The following is a 17781-nucleotide window of genomic DNA, read 5'->3' as shown; positions in this document are numbered from 1 at the left end:
CTGCTCGCTTGCCTGGTGCCCTGACGGATATTACTCCAGCAATGCCGGCCGGGCGGACTCTCCGCAACTGCGATCGCCTACTCACTTATCTCTATGATGGAGATACTCTATGATGGAATCAATTGTATTGCTTCCGTTCCCGAGCCCAGAAGGAATCATGAAATCCAGTCCCCAACACAGCGCAAGGGTCCCGTTCTGGCTGCGCTGGCTCATTCCCGTCCTGCTGGTGCTTACGTGGCTGGCCATCGCCGGGGTGGGCGGACCAACCTTCGGCCGGCTCGATGAGGTCTCCTCCAACGACCAGGCCTCGTTCCTTCCCGCCGGCGCCGAGGCCACCGCCGCGCAGGACTGGCAGGCGAAGTTCCGCGATTCAGACGAGATCCCGGCCGTCATCGTTATTGAGAGCGGGGCCGCCATCAGCCCTGCCCAGCTGGGCGAGCTGGCTTCCCTGAAAACCGGCCTGGAAGAGCTGGACCTCGGCAGCGCGGTGATCGGCCCCATCCGGTCGGAAGACGGCAAGGCCGTGCAGTTCATCGCCCCGATGGGGTCCTCCGGGGAGACCAAGGAGTCGGTCCAGGAGCTGCGGGCCTTCCTCGCTGAGGCTGCGCCCGAAAGCATGCAGACCTTTGTGACGGGACCCGCCGGGCTGACGGCCGACCTGGTCAGCGCCTTCGCCGGTATCGACGGCATCCTGCTGCTGGTGGCGCTCGGTGCGGTGTTTGTCATCCTCCTGATCGTCTACCGTTCCCTCCTCCTGCCCATTGCCGTGCTCCTGAGCTCCGTCTTCGCCCTGTGCGCCGCCATCCTGCTGGTGTTCGGCATGGCCAAGCTCGGCTGGATCCAGCTCAACGGCCAAAGCCAGGGCATCCTGTCCATCCTGGTGATCGGCGCCGCCACGGATTACGCCTTGCTTTACGTGGCACGGTTCCGGGAGGCGCTGACCCACACCACCAACCGGACAGCCGCCGTATTGACCGCCTGGAAGGCCTCGTTCGAACCGATCCTGGCCTCCGGCGCCACCGTCATCATCGCCCTGCTGTGCCTGCTCTTCTCCGATCTCAATTCGAACAAGGCGCTGGGTCCGGTGGCGGCGGCCGGTATCCTCTGCTCGCTGTTTGCGGCCCTGACCCTGCTGCCTGCGCTGATGGCGCTCCTGGGCCGGGCGGCGTTCTGGCCGTTCCGTCCCAAGCTCGTTCCGGCGGGCGAGCGCGAGCCCGAGCTGGTCACCGGACTCGAAGGGCAGAAGGGCATCTGGCGGGCCACGGGTTCGCTGGTATCGCGCCGCCCGCGCACGGTCTGGGTCGCATCGGTCCTCCTGCTGCTCGTGGCTTCTGCCGGCGTGCTGCAGCTGAAGGCCAACGGTGTGCCGCAGACCGACGTCATCCTCTCAGCCTCCAACGCGGTGGACGGCCAGGACGCGCTGGCGCGCCATTTCGACGCCGGCAGCGGCAGCCCCGCCGTCGTGGTTGCGGACCAAAGCAAGGCTGACGAGGTGCTGGCCAAGGTGAAGGCGGCCGACGGCGTAGGGGGCGCCTACCTCCTGGCTGCAGGCAGTGTGCCCATCACTGGCGCCCCCGGGACTCCCAGCGCACCGGACGTCCGGGAAGGCAAGGTGCTGATCAATGCCACGCTCAACTTTGCGGCGGATTCCATTGAGGCGGAGGACGCCGTCAGGGTCCTGCGTGAGGATGTACAAACGATCGACGCCGGCGCCCTGGTGGGCGGCGTGACGGCCACGGCGCTGGACACGAACACCACAGCCCAGCGCGACCTGGTAATCATCATCCCCATCGTGCTGGTGGTCATCCTGTTCATCCTGATGCTGCTGCTTCGCTCCGTGGTGGCGCCTGTCCTCTTGGTGCTCTCCGTTGTGCTGTCGTATGCGGCTGCCATGGGCGTCTCCGCTCTGGTATTCAACAATGTCTTCGGATTTCCGGGCGCCGACGCCACCGTTCCGTTGTTCGGGTTCGTGTTCCTGGTGGCACTGGGCGTGGACTACAACATCTTCCTGATGAGCCGGGTGCGCGAGGAGTCTCTCAAGCACGGGACACGGCCAGGCATCCTCCGTGGCCTCGGCGTGACGGGAGGGGTGATTACTTCGGCCGGCGTGGTGCTCGCCGCCACGTTCGCTGCCCTCGGGGTCATTCCCATCATGTTCCTGGTGCAGCTGGCGTTCATTGTGGCCTTCGGCGTGCTGCTGGACACCGTGCTGGTGCGCTCGCTGCTGGTCCCCGCACTGGCATACGACATCGGCCCGCGTATCTGGTGGCCGTCGAAGCTGGGGCGCCCGGAGCTGGATGCGGCCCTGGCGGGGGACTCCGGCGCCTTGGAGGCCGAGCCGGAGGGCGCCGGCCGCCGCTAGGCCTCGCACTTAGCCCTGCGCGCGCCACCAGGCCACCGTGGCCGCAGCCGCTTCCGGAAGGGGCATGGGGCGCAGGCCGAGGGCTGCTTGGCTCGCGGCCGAGTCCATCACGAAAGGCTCAGCGAACTGGTACTGCAATTCGGCCAGTTCGCGGACATCCTTCGAGAACACCCCGAGCGCGCTGAGCGCCCAGCCCGGTATGCCTGCCAGCTTGGGGGCGGCCACCCCGCCGGCGTCGGTGAAGGCTGTGGCCAGCTGCCGCTGCGTGACTGCCGGGCCGGTGGGGGCGTGCCACACCTTGTTCCACAGCGGGGGCGTCCCCGCTGCCTGGATCATCGCCGCGGCCAGGTCCGGTACGTAGGTGAACGAATGCGGCTGGTCGGCGCTCCCGATCACCCACACCTTCTTGCCGGCCAGCACGGCGGGGACCATGCGCTCGCCGGCGTGGGAGGTCCTGACCCGCGGTCCGAAAAAGTCGCCGGCCACCACGCTGACAGTGTCCGTCGGTGAGGCGTTCCTCGCGTCCAGCAGCGCGGTCCGCACGCCCCGCTTGCCTCCATGCGCCGTCCGCGGCCCAGCCTCGGTCATGGGGCGTCCGGGCTCGCTGTATGAGTAGAGGCTCTCGGGAAAAACGACGACGGCGCCCGCCCCGCCGGCCGCGGCCAGCACCTTTTGCTCGGCAACGGGCAGTTCGGCCTGCCACGCGTCCTCCGTGTAGGACGAGCCGTGGATGCAGTGAAAGACGGCGGTGGCGCCCGAGAAGGCGTCCCGCAGCTGGGCCGCGTCCTGCACGTCCGCCTTCACCCGCTCCACCAAGGGGTGCTCGGGACCATTGCCGGACCGGGTGAGGATCCGGACCTTCTTTCCCCGCTCCGCGAGCTGCTCTGCGACCGTCCAGCCCACGGGCCCGGCTCCGGTAACAACGTAGACATCGTTCATGATTTCGCCTCAAGGATTCCGCTAGAGAGCACCGCTCTCTATTAAGCCTGCGCCTGCGCCGGGAACATGTCAAGAGCGGTGCTCTCAATTGTTGACAGTGCTCTGCTTTGTGCGATGCTGGAGCCATGAGTGACGCTGCCGCGGAAGCGGAAACCGCCCGTCGGACGCCGCGCGAACGGGCCCGGGCCCAGACCATCGCCGACATCGTCCTGCTGGGCAGGGACCACCTGGCCACGCATGGCGCAGCGGCCTTGTCCCTCCGGGCCGTCGCCAGGGACCTGGGCGTGGTCTCCTCGGCCGTCTACCGCTACGTGGCCAACCGCGACGAACTCCTTACCCTCCTGCTGGTGGACGCCTACGGCGAACTCGGCGACGCCGTCGACAAGGCGGTGGACGCGGTGCCTTCGGGCGACCACGCCGGCCGGTTTAGGGCGCTCGGCAGGGCCGTCCGGGATTGGGCCTTGCGCGAGCCTGCGCGCTACGGGCTGCTGTTCGGCAGTCCGGTGCCCGGCTACCAGGCGCCCGCGGGGCGGACCACCATGCCGGGCACTCGCGTGGTGTTCCGTCTGATCAGCATTTTTGACGCCGCCCACCGCGACGGTGCACTGGTGCCGGCGGCGAGTGCCGCCGTCGTGCCTTCCTTGTCCGCAGACTTTGACGCAATCCGTACCGAACTTGGGCTTGCCGTGCCCCGCGAGATCCTGGCGAACGGCGCGCTCGTGTGGACGTCGATATTCGGTGCCGTCAGTTTCGAGGTATTCGGCCAGTACGGCCCGGATACCTTCAGTGCACGCGACGAACTCTTTGAGCACCATCTCACCGTGCTTGCGGGTCTGGTGGGGCTGCGGTCGAGCTAATTGGCGGCGGGGCGTCACGCTGGGCACGCTTTTGGCGGCTCCGGCAGGTGGTGCCTCCCGGATTTCCGCGCCGGAAACATCGTTGCAGCCGCAAAAGCGTGCCGTCCGTGACGCCGACGGCGTCCTGGCCGCCCCTGTTTTGCCGGCTCCATGCTGAGTAGACTCCAAATGCGCCCGAAGGGACGCGGAAGCTCAAGGGAGAGATGCCGCCATGACCGAAAACCGTGAATCCGCAGCCGGCGGGCAGCCCCGCAAGGGCAGTTCGGCCCCGGGGCTGGAAGGCGAAGGCGGGCAGTACACCGAAGGCGACTACGGCGACGCGGGCAGCGTGGAGGCTCCCGCCGATCAGCCCGTGGACGGGGAATATCCCGACGGCGACTACGGCGATGCGGGCACGTCTGGAACTGCGCGCGAGGTTGAGGTGGATGAGGACCGGAACTCTTAGAACGGACCCCATCCCCTCTGTGCATCGCCCACCGCGGCCCGTTCACGCACAGCGAAACGGGTCCGAACGCCCTGTCTGGCCAAACGAAAACCCCGGAAATCCGGGGTAGGTGACGCCTTTCCTGCGGTCGAGAATCCAGAGTTGAGCGTACTTGACTCAACTTTGGATTGACATCTTTCCGGCCCGGGGTAAAGTTGAGTGCAGAACGCTCAATGAGTGGGCGCCAGCAAGTTTCCAAGGAAAGAAGGAAGCAACACATGTCACGTGCAGTAGGTATCGACCTCGGAACCACCAACTCCGTCGTCTCCGTTCTCGAAGGTGGCGAGCCCACCGTTATTGCCAACGCCGAGGGTGGCCGCACCACGCCGTCGGTCGTTGCATTCTCCAAGTCCGGCGAAGTCCTGGTCGGCGAGATCGCCAAGCGCCAGGCCGTCAACAACATTGACCGCACCATCGCCTCCGTCAAGCGCCACATGGGCACTGACTGGAGCGTCGCCATTGACGACAAGAAGTACACCCCGCAGGAAATCTCCGCGCGTATCCTCATGAAGCTGAAGAACGACGCCGAGGCGTACCTGGGTGAAAAGGTCACCGACGCAGTGGTCACCGTTCCCGCGTACTTCAACGACGCCGAGCGCCAGGCCACCAAGGAGGCCGGCGAAATCGCGGGCCTGAACGTCCTGCGCATCGTCAACGAGCCCACCGCCGCAGCCCTGGCCTACGGCCTGGACAAGGGCAAGGAAGACGAACTCATCCTCGTCTTCGACCTCGGTGGCGGTACGTTCGACGTCTCCCTGCTCGAAGTTGGCAAGGACGAAGACAACTTCTCCACCATCCAGGTCCGCTCCACGGCCGGTGACAACCGCCTCGGCGGCGACGACTGGGACCAGCGCGTTGTGGACTACCTGCTGAACCAGCTCAAGGTCAAGGGCATCGACCTGTCCAAGGACAAGATCGCCCTGCAGCGCCTCCGCGAAGCATCCGAGCAGGCCAAGAAGGAACTGTCCTCCTCCACCAGCACCAACGTTTCCCTCCAGTACCTGTCCGTCACCCCCGACGGCCCGGTGCACCTGGACGAGCAGCTGACCCGCGCCAAGTTCCAGGACCTCACCAAGGACCTGCTGGAGCGCACCAAGAAGCCGTTCCACGATGTCATCAAGGAAGCCGGCATCAAGCTTTCCGACATCAACCACATCGTCCTGGTGGGTGGTTCCACCCGCATGCCCGCCGTCTACGATCTGGTCAAGGAACTCGCCGGCGGCAAGGAGCCGAACAAGGGCGTCAACCCGGATGAAGTTGTGGCCGTTGGCGCAGCACTCCAGGCCGGCGTGCTGAAGGGTGAGCGCAAGGACGTCCTCCTGATCGACGTCACCCCGCTGTCCCTCGGCATCGAAACCAAGGGTGGCGTCATGACGCACCTGATCGAGCGCAACACCGCCATCCCCACCAAGCGGTCCGAGACCTTCACCACCGCTGACGACAACCAGCCGTCCGTGGCCATCCAGGTCTTCCAGGGCGAGCGCGAGTTCACCCGCGACAACAAGCCGCTGGGCACGTTCGAGCTGACCGGCATCGCGCCGGCTCCGCGCGGCGTCCCGCAGGTCGAGGTTACGTTCGACATCGACGCCAACGGCATCGTCCACGTCTCCGCGAAGGACAAGGGCACCGGCAAGGAACAGTCCATGACCATTACGGGCGGTTCCAGCCTCTCCAAGGAAGACATTGACCGCATGGTCAAGGACGCCGAGGAGCACGCAGCGGAGGACAAGGCACGCCGCGAGGCGACCGACACCCGCAACACGGCCGAGCAGCTCGCCTACTCCGTGGACAAGCTGATCGCCGACAACGCCGACAAGCTGCCTGAAGAGGTCAAAACCGAGGTCCAGGCCGACGTCGACGCCCTCAAGAAGGCCCTCGAAGGCACGGACGACGCAGCAGTGAAGACCGCGTTCGAGAAGCTGCAGGCTTCCCAGTCCAAGCTCGGCGAGGCCATCTACGCCCAGGCCGGTTCACCGGACGGCGCCACCGGCGCTGCAGGTGCCGAAGGCGCCGCTCCCGCAGGTGACAAGACGGGTTCTGCCTCGGGCGAAGAAGACATCGTCGACGCCGAAATCATCGACGAAGACGAAGCGAAGAAGTAGCCATGCCGCACCACGGTAACGAGGAAGAGCACAACTCTTCATCCGACCACGGGGACAAAAACGGCAGCAGCCACCAGGAGCCGGTCATCCGGGACAACCGCAAGGTTGACCCGGTGACCGGGCAGGCACGGCACCCGGAAGGCGAATCGGCTGCCAAGGCGGCTTCGCCGGCCGCCGAGCCCGCCGACACCGACGGTGACGCACTGGCCCAGGCCGAGGAAATCCTCAACGGCATCGAGGTGCCGGCCGAGGAATCCGTGGCCCAGGGCGCAGGACATGCCGAGGCAGCCGAGCTGAAGAACGACTTGCTCCGCCTCCAGGCCGAGTACGTCAACTACCGCAAGCGCGTCGAACGCGACCGTGCCGTGGCAGGGGAGATGGCCGTCATCGGCGTCCTGAACTCGCTGCTTCCGGTCCTGGACGACGTCGACGCTGCCCGCCAGCACGGTGACCTGACCGACGGACCGTTCGCCGCGATCGCCACCAAGCTGGAGAATGCGCTGAAGACGTACGGCCTGGTCCGCATCGATGAGACCGGCGTGGAGTTCGATCCCACGATCCACGAGGCCCTCATCCAGCAGCCCGGCGAGGACATCGAAGTTGACACCGTCAGCCAGGTGCTCCGCTCCGGCTACAAGTCAGGCGAACGCGTCCTCCGGGCCGCACAGGTCATCGTCGCAGTTCCGGCGTAGTCCGCTCGTGAACGCGCCGAACGGATAAGGGGGCCCCGCCCCTACGCTGGGTGGCCAGGATCTGCGATCCTTAGCCACCCAGCTCCGGCAGGCCCGATGCCACTCCCGGGCCCCCTTATCCGTCCGTCGCTCGGCGGTTGTCTCGCCTAAGGTGAGATGAGCGCAGCGCAGCTGGATAGGGGGCCGCGGCGTGGCGGGCACCGCGAAGCGGGCACGGCCCCCTATCCAGCGGAGCATCAACGCGCCGGGCATTTAAGGTTTGAACGAGAAAGGAAACGCCATTGGCTAGCCAGGATTGGGTGGACAGGGACTTTTACGCGATCCTTGGTATCGCCAAGGACGCTTCCGACGCCGATATCAAGAAGGCTTACCGGAAACTTGCCCGCCAGCACCACCCGGACACCAACTCGGGGGACGCTGCGTCGGAGAAGAAATTCAAGGACATCTCCGAGGCCTATTCGGTGCTCTCGGATCCGGACGAACGCCAGCAGTACGACGCCATCCGGGCCATGGGCGGCGGGGCGCGCTTCGCCCCCGGCGGTGCCGGCGGCGGCAATGGCGGCTTCGAGGACATGTTCGGAGGCCTTTTCACCGGAAACGCTGGGCGGCACGCTGGCGGGTTCAGCACGTCCGGCGGCATTCCGCCCGAGTTCGCTGACCTGTTCGGCGGCGGAGGGTTCGGCGGCCAGACAGGTTTCCAGCGCCCGCCGACAAAGGGCGCGGACCGCACCGCAACAACCAGCATTTCCTTCGCCGGGTCCATCCGCGGCACCACCATCGGCCTGCGCGAACCCAGCGGCGACGTCATCGAGGTCCGCGTCCCCGCCGGCATCAAGGACGGCCAGAAGGTGCGCGTCCGCGGGCGGGGCCAGCCCGGACCGGCAGGCAACGGCGACCTCATGGTGGCTGTCACGGTCAAGGCCCACGACTTTTACACGCGAGACGGCGACAACCTCCGCATCCACGTACCGGTCACCTTCCCGGAAGCCGCTTTGGGCGCCGACATCCAGGTGCCCACCATCGACGGCGAGACGGTCAAGGTCCGCGTACCTGCCGGCACACCGTCCGGGCGTACGCTCCGGGTCAAGGGACACGGCGTGAAGACCTCCAAGGTCACCGGCGATCTCCTGGTGACCATCGACGTGGCGGTTCCGAAAAACCTGAACAAGGAAGCGGAAGCTGCCGTGAAGGCCTTTGCCGAGGCCACGGCCGACGCCGATGTCCGTGAAGGCCTGGCCGCCAAGGCCCGGCTCTAAGCAACGGAGCAGACCGTGGACATCAGCGCTGACCAGCCGATCTTCGTGATCTCGGTGGCGGCCGAACTGGCGGACATGCACCCGCAGACGCTCCGGCAGTACGACCGGCTGGGCATCGTTTCGCCGAGCCGGGCCCCGGGCAAGTCCCGCCGCTACTCGCAGCGGGACGTCAACATGCTGCGCGAAGTCCAGCGGCTGTCGCACGAAGGAGTTTCACTCGAAGGCATCAAACGGATCCTCGAACTCGAAAACCAGGTGGCTGCGCTGCAGCGCAGGGTGACCGAACTGACCGAGGAGCTGGGCCGCCGTCGTGATCCCCTTGACTCGCGGATCTTTGCCGCCGGCGCTGCCGGCGACGTGGTCAGCCTGGCCCGCGGCCAGCGCCCCCGCGCGAGGTCACAGGCCGTGGTGGTCTGGCGGCCCCGCGCCCTGGGCGAGTAGTTAGTAGAACCCCCACCAGCAATTCGAGTACCCACTACTCGTGACGGGCCGGGCGCCCCTGGCTTGAATGGAACCTGCAGCTGAGTCTCACAGCGCAGGTTTCAAGCCTTTGGGGGTGCATTCGAGTGTTTGGTTCATCATTCATCATGTTCGCCGGTTCAGTACCGGGGCAGATCCTGCTTGCCATCGGTCAGGTGGTGGTGGTGGTCTGCGTCTGTTTCGACATGGTCCGCGTTCTGTCCGTACCGAGGTCGCACCGCCGGTATGTGGCTTCCACCGTCTTCCGGACACTGGCCATCCCGTCGATTGTGTCCACGGGGTTGAGCGTCCTGATCGGCGCTGTCACCTGGTCCTGGATGGATGTGGTGATGTCCATGTTCGTGATGGTGGCCATCATTTTCCGGCTCCACCACGACACGGACGAGGACAACTGGTGGAAGGGCAAGGGCAAGAAGCTCGCCCGCTGGGCCCGCCGCCAGTTCAGCTCCCGGACGGCGGCGGCCCCGGCCATGGGCTAACTGGCGTAGGGGTCGGCGATGCCGATGTACTGGGTGGTGGTGTATTCGGCGATGCCTTCGGAGCCGCCTTCGCGTCCGAGTCCGGACTGCTTGACTCCGCCGAAGGGTGCTGCGGCGTTGGAGATGACGCCGGCGTTGAAGCCCACCATGCCGAACTCGATTTGTTCAGCCACCCGCAGCAGCCGGTTGAAGTCGCGGCTGTAGAGGTAGGAGGCGAGGCCGTATTCGCTGGCGTTGGCGAGCCGGATGGCGTCTTCCTCGGTGCTGAAGGTGGTGACCGGGGCGACGGGTCCGAAGATCTCCTGGCGGAGGATTGCTGCGTTGTTGGGGACGTTGGCCAGGACGGTGGGCGGGTAGAAGTAGCCGGGACCGTCCACGGGTGTGCCTCCGGTGAGGGCGGTGGCTCCGGCGTCGACGGCGGCGCTCACCAGTGCATGCACGTCGTCGCGGGCGCCGGCGTCGATGAGCGGGCCCACCTGGGTGCCGGGGTCGGTGCCGCGGCCGGTGGTGAGGGCGCCCATGGCGGCGGCGAACTTCCGGGTGAATTCGGGTGCGACGGTGTCCTGGACGAGGAACCGGTTGGCGGCGGTGCAGGCTTCGCCCATGTTCCGCATCTTTGCGGCCATGGCCCCTTCGACGGCCTTGTCCAGGTCCGCGTCCTCGAACACAATGAACGGTGCGTTGCCGCCCAGTTCCATCGAGGTCCGCAGCACGTTTTGCGCAGCGTCAGCCATCAAACGCTTGCCCACCGGTGTGGAGCCGGTGAAGCTCACCTTCCGCAGCCGGGAGTCCTTCAGGAGCGGGCCGGAGATGCCGGAAGCCGAGGCGGAGGAGACAACGTTCAGGACCCCTGGGGGCAGGCCGGCGTCGAGCATGGTCTGGGCGAAGTACTGCGCGGTGAGCGGGGTGAGTTTGGCCGGTTTGAGGACCATGGTGCAGCCTGCCGCGACGGCTGGGGCGACTTTGCGGGTGGCCATCGCCAGTGGGAAATTCCATGGTGTGATCAGCAGGCACGGGCCGACGGGTTTGTGCTGGACGAGGATCTTGTTTTTGCCCTCGGGGGTGGTGAGGTATCGGCCGTAGTCACGGACGGTTTCTTCGGAGAACCAGCGCAGGAATTCCGCGCCGTAGGTGACTTCGCCGCGGGCTTCGGCCAGCGGCTTGCCCATTTCCAGCGTCATAAGCAGGGCGAAGTCCTCCGCCCGTTCAGTGACCAGGTCAAAGGCCCTGCGCAGGATCTCAGCCCGCACGCGTGGCGCAGTCCGTGCCCAGGCCGCCTGGACCTTGTCCGCGGCGTCCAGCGCCGCGACGGCGTCTTCGCTCGTGGCCGAGGCGAGGGTGGCGAGAACCTTCCCCGTGGCGGGGTCGTTCACGTCGAACGTGCCGCCGTCGGACGCGTCCACCCACTGACCGCCGATGAGCAGGCCGGTGGGGACGGAGGCGAGGAGGGCGGCCTCGCGCTCCGGCGAAATGGCAGGGGAGATCACAGAAAGTGTCATCGGGGGAGTCCTTTAGGTCGGGGACGGTGATCGAGCTTGTCGAGATGCGGGGGTTTCGACGGGCTCAACCACCGGGTTTCGTGTCAGTAGCTGGCGGGGGTTTCGGCAGGCTCAACCACCGTTGCAGCGGGGATGAACTCGGCGGCGAGGGCTTCGGAGCCGCGGGCCAGGATGGCGACGTCGGCGCCCACCAGGACAAACGAGGCCCCGGATGCCATGTAGCTGCGTGCGGTGGCCGGGTTGAAGGCGTTAACGCCGGCCGGTTTGCCGGCTGCTTTGGCGGCGGCGAGGCAGTGTTCGACGGCGGCACGGACGTCAGGGTGTTCCTGCTGTCCCAGTACGCCCATGGAAGCGGCGAGGTCGGACGGGCCGAGGAAGATGGCGTCCACTCCCTCCACGGCCAGGATTTCCGCCACGGCTTCGACGGCCGCGGCGGATTCGATCTGGACGGTCACGCTGACGGTTTCCGAAGCGCGTGCCAGGTAGTCCGGGATCCGGTTCCAGCGTGCGGCGCGGGCCAGGGCGGAGCCGACGCCGCGGACGCCCTGGGGCGGGTAGCGGGTGGCGGCCACCGCGGCTTCGGCGTCGGCCACGGAGTTGACCATGGGGATGAGCAGGTTCTGCACGCCGAGGTCCAGGTACTGCTTGATCACCACGGTGTCGTTGACCGGCGGCCGGACCAGGGTGTGGACCGGGTAGCCGTGGATGGCCTGCAGCTGGGCGAGGATGGATTCGAGCCCGTTGGGGCTGTGCTCGGCGTCCACCAGGAGCCAGTCCAGGCCGGCCCCGGCGCAGAGTTCTGCGATGAGCGGGCTGCCGGAGCACACCCACATTCCGGCCAGCGGGCGGCCTGCTTTACCGTTCTGACTGCGGAGGGCGTCGCGGAACGTGGCGTCCGGTTCTACTCGAAGCGGCATGTGATGCTCCCCAGTGGTCCGTAGTCGGCGTGGACTGTATCGCCTTTGTACACCCACAGCGGGCGGGTGAAGGAGCCGGCGAGGATGATGTCGCCGGCCTTCATGCCGTCGCCGTGGGCGGCGATCTTGTTGGCCAGCCAGTGCACGCCGTTGGCGGGGTGGTCCAGGACTCCCGCGGCCACGCCGGTCTCCTCCACTGTCTGGTTTTTATACAGGATGGCCGAGACCCAGCGGAGGTCCACGGCGTCGGGCTTCACCGGGCGCCCGCCCACCACCATGGCTCCCATCGCGGCGTTGTCCGCGATGGTGTCCACGATGGTCCGGCCCTCCATTTCGATCCTGGAGTCCAGGATCTCGAGGGCCGGAACCACGTAGTCTGTGGCGTTCAGGACGTCGAAGATGGTGCAGCCCGGGCCTTTGAGCGCGTCCTTCAGGACAAACGCGAGCTCCACCTCCACGCGCGGATGCGTGTACTTGTCCCAGGCCACCGAGCAGCCGGTTTCGAGCACCATGTCATCAAAGATGGCGCCGTAATCCGGCTCGGTGATGCCGGTGGCGGCCTGCATGGCCCTGGAAGTGAGGCCGATCTTCCTGCCCACGAGCGTCCGGCCGGCTTCCTCGTTCCGGGCCCGCCACAGCCTTTGCACGGCGTAGGAGTCCTCCACCGTCATCTCCGGGTAGCGTGTGGTGAGCCGCGGCACCGGAGTCCGGGAACGCCCGGCCTCCAGCAGCTCGTCGGCGATGGCCTCGATCGTCTTCACGTCCAGCATGGCTAGACCTGCGCCCCGAGCTTGAACCCCTCGACCGCGCCGTCAGTACCTTCCTTGCGGGTGTAGGAGAACCCGTCCGCGCCCACGGTCACGGCCATTTCGCTCTTCTCCTCGCGGACGACGACCGGCTGCGGGTTGCCGTCCAGGTCCAGGACCAGGGAGGCTTCTGTGTACCAGGACGGGACCACGGGGTTGCCCCACCAGTCGCGGCGCTGGTTGTCGTGGACGTCCCAGGTGATGACCGGGTTGTCCGGGTCGCCGGTGTAGTAGTCCTGGGTGTAGATCTCGATGCGGTGGCCGTCCGGGTCCAGGATGTAAAGGTAGAAGGCGTTGGAGACGCCGTGCCGGCCGGGGCCGCGTTCGATCCTGTCGCTGATGCGCAGGGCGCCCATCTTGTCGCAGATCTGGATGATGTTGTGCTTTTCGTGCGTGGCGAACGCGACGTGGTGCATGCGCGGGCCGTTGCCGCCGGTCAGGGCGGTGTCGTGCACGGTCTGCTTGCGGTGCATCCACGCGGCGTACGTGACGCCGTCGGAATCCTGGATGTCCTCGGAGACGCGGAAGCCGAGGTCCTCCAGATACTTGCGGCCGCGGGGGACGTCCGGGGTGACCTGGTTGAAGTGGTCCAGCCGGACCAGCTCGCCGGCGGAGTAGAGGTCGTAGCGCTGGGTGAGGCGTTCCACGTGCTCCACGTCGTAGAAGAATTCGTAGGGGAAGCCCAGCGGGTCCTCGACGCGGACGGAGTCGCCGATGCCCTTGGTGAAGCCTTCCTTGCGGCGCTCAACCCGGCAGCCCAGTTCCTTGTAGTACGCCTCGGCGGCGTCCACTTCGGCGGGGGACTTCACCCGGTAGGCGAAGGCGGCGACGGCGGCGATGGGACCTTTGCGGAGCACCAGGTTGTGGTGGATGAACTCCTCGAGGGAGCGCAGGTAGATGTTGTTCTCGTCTTCCTCGGTGACGTGCAGGCCCAGCAGGTCCACGTAGAACGCGCGGGACTTGGCGAGGTCGGTGACCACGATTTCCATGTAGGCGCAGCGGACGATGTCCGGTGCCGGGGCGTTTGGGGTGGGGACGAAGTTTGTCATCGGATTCTCTCTTCTTTGAAAGGGGGTCGGGTGGTTAGGCGCCGAATTTGGGCGTGTGGACGGAACCGAGGCTGATGTGGACTGCCTGCTGGTCGGTGTAGAAGTCGATGGAGCGGTAGCCGCCCTCGTGGCCCAGGCCCGAGGCTTTGACGCCACCGAACGGGGTGCGGAGGTCGCGGACGTTGTGGCTGTTCAGCCACACCATGCCGGCCTCGACGTTCTGCGAGAAGTTGTGCGCGCGGGTGAGGTTCTGGGTCCAGATGTAGGCGGCGAGGCCGTATTTGGTGTTGTTCGCGAGGGCGAGGGCTTCGTCGTCGTTCTCGAACGGGGTGATCGCGACGACCGGGCCGAAAATTTCCTCCTGGAAGATCCGGGCATCGGGGGCGACGTCGGCGAACACCGTGGGTGCGATGTAATTGCCTTCCGGCAGGTGCTCGGGCCGCCCGCCGCCAGCCAGGAGCCGGCCTTCGGACTTGCCGATCTCCACGTAAGAGGCCACCTTCTCGTAGTGCTCCGGATGGACGAGTGCGCCCACCTGGGTCTTGGGGTCGTGCGGGTCGCCCACGACGATGTTCTTGGCCCGGGCGGCGTACTTTTCGCAGAACTCGTCGTAGATGGCGCGTTCGACCAGGATGCGGGAGCCGGCCGTGCAGCGTTCGCCGTTAAGGGAGAAGACCCCGAACAGGGCGGAGTCGATCGCGGCGTCGAGGTCGGCGTCGGCAAACACCACGCAGGGTGACTTGCCGCCGAGTTCCATGGACAGGCCCTTGAGGTTGGCCGCGGCGTTGCGGAAGATCGTCTGGCCGGTGGTGGTCTCGCCGGTGAAGGAGATCAGCGGGACGTCGGGGTGCTTGACGAGGGCGTCGCCGGCTTCCTCGCCGAGGCCGTTGACCAGGTTGAACACGCCGTCGGGGAGGCCAGCGTCCTTGAAGATCTGCGCCCACAACGAGGCCGAAAGGGGCGTGAACTCGGCTGGCTTCAGGACCACGGTGTTGCCGGTGGCCAGTGCCGGGGCGAGCTTCCAGGACTCCAGCATGAAGGGGGTGTTCCACGGCGTGATGAGGCCGGCGACGCCGATCGGCTTGCGGTTCACGTAGTTGATCTGGGCGCCGGGGACCTTCATGGCGTCGTCGAACTGGGCGACGATCAGGTCCGCGAAGAAGCGGAAGTTCTCGGCCGCGCGCAGGGCCTGGCCTTTGGCCTGGGTGATCGGCAGACCCGTGTCGAACGTTTCCAGTTCGGCCAGGCGCTCTTCCTGGGCCTCGACGGCGTCGGCGATTTTGTTCAGGATGCGGGCGCGTTCGCGCGGCTTCATCTTCGGCCACGGGCCATTGGTGAACGCTTCGCGGGCGGCGGCGACGGCGAGGTCGATGTCCTCTTTCTGGCCGGCCGCGGCGGTGGCGTAGTTGGTGTTGGAGACCGGGTCCAGGACGTCGAAGGTTTTCCCGCCCACGGAGTCAACGAACTCGCCGTTGATGTAGTGCTGGATGTGGGTGGGCAGGTCCTGCGGCACGTAGTGCGTGGCGGTGTCTGCTGCAGTGAACGTCATTGTTGTTTCCTTACTGCTTTCGTGCGGGTCTGGGGACTGTCAGATGTTCTTGGCCTGGGCCAGGTAGGCGTCCAGGGTGGCGGAGCGGTGGAGCCGGGCGGCTTTTTCGATGGTGTCGGCGTCGGCACCGGTTTCGATGAGCTTCAGGAGGGCTTCGTGTTCGTCCACGGAGTCGTGTGCACGGCCGGGAACAAAGCGGAACGTCGAGGACCGCAGCGAGGCGAGCCGGTTCCAGCCGCGGTGGACCAGGTCAAGGATGTGCGGGTTGGGGCAGTGCTCGAACAGGACGCTGTGGAAGTCCTGGTTGAGCCGGGTGAAGCGGATGGGGTCAAAGTGCTGGAGGCAGTCGCGCATTTCCTCATTCACAGCACGTGCCCGGGCGATGTCCGCTTCCCCGATCAGCGGAGCGGACAGGGCAGTGGCGGCGCCCTCCACGATGCTCAGGGTCTGCATCGTGTAGAGGTACTCGGTGGGGTCGATCCCGGACACCGTGGCACCGACGTTCCGCTCGAACTTCACCAGGCCTTCGGCCTCGAGCCGGCGGATGGCTTCGCGGACCGGGACCACGCTGAAGCCGAGGTCCTTGGCCAGGCCGGCCAGGACCAGCCGGTATCCCGGGGTGTAGGTGCCCTCCACGATCCGGGCCTTGACGGCGGCATACGCCTGCTGGGACTTACTTTCGACGGCGGTCTCAGTCACCTTGGGCTCCTTGCCGGCTCTGCCACTCCAGGAAGCGTGCCTGCCATTCCTTGTTCATGGGGTACAGCCCATCGACGCTGTTGCCTTCCTGGACCATCTGGAAGATGAACGTCTCTTCTTTTTCCTGCTGGATGGAGTCGTCCGCCAGTTCGTCGGCGAGGGCCGGCGGAATCACCAGGATGCCGTCGGAGTCCGCCACGATGATGTCGCCGGGCTGGACGGTGGTGCCGCCGCAGGCGATGGTGATGTCGGTGTCCCACGGGATGTGCCGGCGGCCCAGGACAGCGGGGTGCGGATTGGCGTAGTACGTGGGCATGTCCATTGCGGCCAGGGCGGAGAAGTCCCGGACACCGCCGTCGGTGATGATGGCGGCAGCTCCCCGGACCTGGGCGCGCAGGGCCAGGATGTCGCCGATGGTGCCGGTGCCCTTCTCACCGCGGGCCTCCATGACCAGGATCTCGCCCGGGTTCACGGAATCGATCGCCTTCTTCTGGGCGTTGAAGCCGCCGCCGTGGGTCTTGAACAGGTCCTCGCGGTTGGGCACGTAACGCAGGGTGCGGGCGAGGCCCACGATCCGCTTCTCCGGCCGGGTGGAGGTCAGCCCGTCGATGCTGACGTTGTTCAGCCCCCGCTTGCGCAACTGGGAGGAGAGGGTGGCGGTGCAGACGCTCTCCAGTTTGGCTTTCAGCTCGGGAGTCAGGACAGGCCCGACGGCGGCGCTTTGGTCAGGCGAAAGGCCTGCCGCTTCCCGCGAACCGTACGCTTCCTCCCGCTGCACATCATCGGTCCTGGGCTGGGCACCAAAGTCCGCGAACGCCGTCGTGCCTTCCTCCACCCGGGTGACCAGGCGGCCGGTGGTGGCATCGCCGGCGCTGACTTCAACCTCGACGACGTCGCCCGGCTTGGCAACGGAGGCGCCGGCCGGGGTGCCGGTCAGGATGATGTCGCCCTCTTCGAGGGTGAGCAGCTGGGACAGGTCGGCGACGAGGCGGGCAAACGGGAAGAGCAGGTCTTCGGTGGTGTCGTCCTGGACCAGTTCGCCGTTGTGCCAGGTGCGGACGCGGAGTCCGGCGGGGTCCACCGTGTCTGCCGCGATCAGTCCCGGGCCGACGGGGGTGAAGCCGTCGCCGCCCTTGGAGCGGAGGTTGGAGCCTTTGTCCGCGTAGCGGAGGTCGTAGACGCCGAGGTCGTTGCTGGCGGTGACCCACTCGACGTGGCTCCAGGCATCCTCGAGGCCGACGCGGCGGGCCGGCTTGCCGATCACCAGGGCGATCTCGCCTTCGTAGCCGAGGAGTTCGCAGCCCGCCGGGCGCTCCACAACGGAAGGGGCCCCCACCGAACCGGTAGCCAGCGAGGAGGCCGGCTTCAGGAAGTAGGAGGGCTGTTCCGGCGTGCGGCCGCGCTGGGCGGCCCGGCTGGGGTAGTTGATATGCACCGCGATGACCTTGCGGGCCGCGGCCAGGATGTGGTCGGTGACCTGTTCCAAGAGTTACTCCTCATCGAGTACGAAATCGTATACGAATCACTATGGACCCGGACTGCCGGATCCGTCAACACCTTTCCGGGCCGAAGAATTGGCACTTGTCGCGCGGTTCAAACCTGGCGTAGAGT

Annotated in this window: 16 protein-coding genes; 8 read left to right on the top strand and 8 right to left on the bottom strand. The window is 66.6% G+C overall.

Annotated features, from left to right (window positions below):
• Positions 1-157 precede the first annotated feature (157 nt).
• Positions 158-2362, top strand: a complete 2205-nt coding sequence (locus ABV518_RS17475) for an MMPL family transporter (RefSeq protein ID WP_367769363.1) — start codon at positions 158-160, stop codon at positions 2360-2362.
• Between the two features lie 9 nt (positions 2363-2371).
• On the opposite strand, the gene ABV518_RS17470 is transcribed toward ABV518_RS17475, so the two are convergent.
• Entirely contained in the window at positions 2372-3301 is a 930-nt protein-coding gene (locus tag ABV518_RS17470) for an NAD-dependent epimerase/dehydratase family protein (protein ID WP_367769360.1), read from the bottom strand.
• Between the two features lie 125 nt (positions 3302-3426).
• On the opposite strand from ABV518_RS17470, the gene ABV518_RS17465 reads away from it, so the two are divergent.
• The 7 genes from ABV518_RS17465 to ABV518_RS17435 all read left to right on the top strand — a co-directional run bounded on the left by ABV518_RS17465 (position 3427) and on the right by ABV518_RS17435 (position 9651).
• Entirely contained in the window at positions 3427-4158 is a 732-nt protein-coding gene (locus tag ABV518_RS17465) for a TetR/AcrR family transcriptional regulator (RefSeq protein ID WP_367769357.1), read from the top strand.
• Positions 4159-4369: 211 nt separating this feature from the next.
• Positions 4370-4603, top strand: coding sequence for a hypothetical protein (locus ABV518_RS17460; RefSeq protein WP_367769352.1), 234 nt, complete (start codon positions 4370-4372; stop codon positions 4601-4603).
• Between the two features lie 257 nt (positions 4604-4860).
• Complete coding sequence (gene dnaK / locus ABV518_RS17455) at positions 4861-6744, top strand: molecular chaperone DnaK (protein ID WP_367769349.1); 1884 nt, start codon at positions 4861-4863, stop codon at positions 6742-6744.
• A gap of 2 nt (positions 6745-6746) precedes the next feature.
• Positions 6747-7436, top strand: a complete 690-nt coding sequence (locus ABV518_RS17450; protein ID WP_367769346.1) for a nucleotide exchange factor GrpE — start codon at positions 6747-6749, stop codon at positions 7434-7436.
• A gap of 281 nt (positions 7437-7717) precedes the next feature.
• Positions 7718-8692, top strand: coding sequence for a DnaJ C-terminal domain-containing protein (locus tag ABV518_RS17445; protein ID WP_367769343.1), 975 nt, complete (start codon positions 7718-7720; stop codon positions 8690-8692).
• A gap of 15 nt (positions 8693-8707) precedes the next feature.
• The gene (locus ABV518_RS17440) at positions 8708-9133 is read left to right on the top strand and encodes a helix-turn-helix transcriptional regulator (RefSeq protein ID WP_310164926.1); all 426 of its coding nucleotides are present in this window, start codon (positions 8708-8710) and stop codon (positions 9131-9133) included.
• Positions 9134-9279: 146 nt separating this feature from the next.
• Positions 9280-9651, top strand: a complete 372-nt coding sequence (locus ABV518_RS17435) for a hypothetical protein (protein ID WP_131134636.1) — start codon at positions 9280-9282, stop codon at positions 9649-9651.
• Here the strand turns inward: ABV518_RS17435 and ABV518_RS17430 are convergent.
• The 7 genes from ABV518_RS17430 to ABV518_RS17400 form a co-directional block, all read right to left on the bottom strand.
• On the bottom strand, positions 9648-11150 hold the full coding sequence (locus ABV518_RS17430; RefSeq protein WP_367769338.1) for an NAD-dependent succinate-semialdehyde dehydrogenase: 1503 nt from the start codon (positions 11148-11150) through the stop codon (positions 9648-9650). The two genes, ABV518_RS17435 and ABV518_RS17430, sit on opposite strands and share 4 nt — an antisense overlap.
• 83 nt (positions 11151-11233) lie before the next feature.
• Positions 11234-12067 carry an aldolase/citrate lyase family protein gene (locus tag ABV518_RS17425; RefSeq protein WP_367769335.1) on the bottom strand — a complete coding sequence of 278 codons (834 nt, stop codon included), beginning with the start codon at positions 12065-12067 and terminating at the stop codon, positions 11234-11236.
• The gene (gene hpaH / locus ABV518_RS17420) at positions 12052-12837 is read right to left on the bottom strand and encodes a 2-oxo-hept-4-ene-1,7-dioate hydratase (protein WP_367769332.1); all 786 of its coding nucleotides are present in this window, start codon (positions 12835-12837) and stop codon (positions 12052-12054) included. Before hpaH ends, ABV518_RS17425 begins: the two co-directional genes overlap by 16 nt.
• Before the next feature lie 2 nt (positions 12838-12839).
• The gene (hpaD, locus tag ABV518_RS17415; RefSeq protein WP_367769329.1) at positions 12840-13922 is read right to left on the bottom strand and encodes a 3,4-dihydroxyphenylacetate 2,3-dioxygenase; all 1083 of its coding nucleotides are present in this window, start codon (positions 13920-13922) and stop codon (positions 12840-12842) included.
• A gap of 34 nt (positions 13923-13956) precedes the next feature.
• Entirely contained in the window at positions 13957-15471 is a 1515-nt protein-coding gene (gene hpaE / locus ABV518_RS17410; protein ID WP_367769326.1) for a 5-carboxymethyl-2-hydroxymuconate semialdehyde dehydrogenase, read from the bottom strand.
• A gap of 39 nt (positions 15472-15510) precedes the next feature.
• Positions 15511-16170 carry a GntR family transcriptional regulator gene (locus ABV518_RS17405; protein ID WP_367769323.1) on the bottom strand — a complete coding sequence of 220 codons (660 nt, stop codon included), beginning with the start codon at positions 16168-16170 and terminating at the stop codon, positions 15511-15513.
• A complete protein-coding gene (locus ABV518_RS17400; RefSeq protein ID WP_367769320.1) occupies positions 16163-17656 on the bottom strand; it encodes a fumarylacetoacetate hydrolase family protein in 1494 nt (497 codons plus the stop codon). The genes ABV518_RS17405 and ABV518_RS17400 overlap by 8 nt, the downstream gene beginning before the upstream one ends.
• Between the last annotated feature and the right edge of the window lie 125 nt (positions 17657-17781).

The sequence above is a fragment of the Arthrobacter sp. HS15c genome (genome assembly GCF_040812005.1).
GTDB lineage: Bacteria > Actinomycetota > Actinomycetes > Actinomycetales > Micrococcaceae > Arthrobacter.
The sequence above is the reverse complement of the archived record's forward strand: the minus strand, read 5'-3'. Positions and strand labels throughout refer to the sequence as shown.

Excerpts from the sequence above, each read along its gene's own strand:
- ABV518_RS17475 (WP_367769363.1), top strand. The coding sequence starts at position 158 with ATGAAATCCAGTCCCCAACACAGCGCAAGGGTCCCGTTCTGGCTGCGC.
- ABV518_RS17470 (WP_367769360.1), bottom strand. The coding sequence starts at position 3,301 with ATGAACGATGTCTACGTTGTTACCGGAGCCGGGCCCGTGGGCTGGACG.
- ABV518_RS17465 (WP_367769357.1), top strand. The coding sequence starts at position 3,427 with ATGAGTGACGCTGCCGCGGAAGCGGAAACCGCCCGTCGGACGCCGCGC.
- ABV518_RS17460 (WP_367769352.1), top strand. The coding sequence starts at position 4,370 with ATGACCGAAAACCGTGAATCCGCAGCCGGCGGGCAGCCCCGCAAGGGC.
- dnaK (WP_367769349.1), top strand. The coding sequence starts at position 4,861 with ATGTCACGTGCAGTAGGTATCGACCTCGGAACCACCAACTCCGTCGTC.
- ABV518_RS17450 (WP_367769346.1), top strand. The coding sequence starts at position 6,747 with ATGCCGCACCACGGTAACGAGGAAGAGCACAACTCTTCATCCGACCAC.
- ABV518_RS17435 (WP_131134636.1), top strand. The coding sequence starts at position 9,280 with ATGTTCGCCGGTTCAGTACCGGGGCAGATCCTGCTTGCCATCGGTCAG.
- ABV518_RS17430 (WP_367769338.1), bottom strand. The coding sequence starts at position 11,150 with ATGACACTTTCTGTGATCTCCCCTGCCATTTCGCCGGAGCGCGAGGCC.
- ABV518_RS17425 (WP_367769335.1), bottom strand. The coding sequence starts at position 12,067 with ATGCCGCTTCGAGTAGAACCGGACGCCACGTTCCGCGACGCCCTCCGC.
- hpaH (WP_367769332.1), bottom strand. The coding sequence starts at position 12,837 with ATGCTGGACGTGAAGACGATCGAGGCCATCGCCGACGAGCTGCTGGAG.
- hpaD (WP_367769329.1), bottom strand. The coding sequence starts at position 13,922 with ATGACAAACTTCGTCCCCACCCCAAACGCCCCGGCACCGGACATCGTC.
- hpaE (WP_367769326.1), bottom strand. The coding sequence starts at position 15,471 with ATGACGTTCACTGCAGCAGACACCGCCACGCACTACGTGCCGCAGGAC.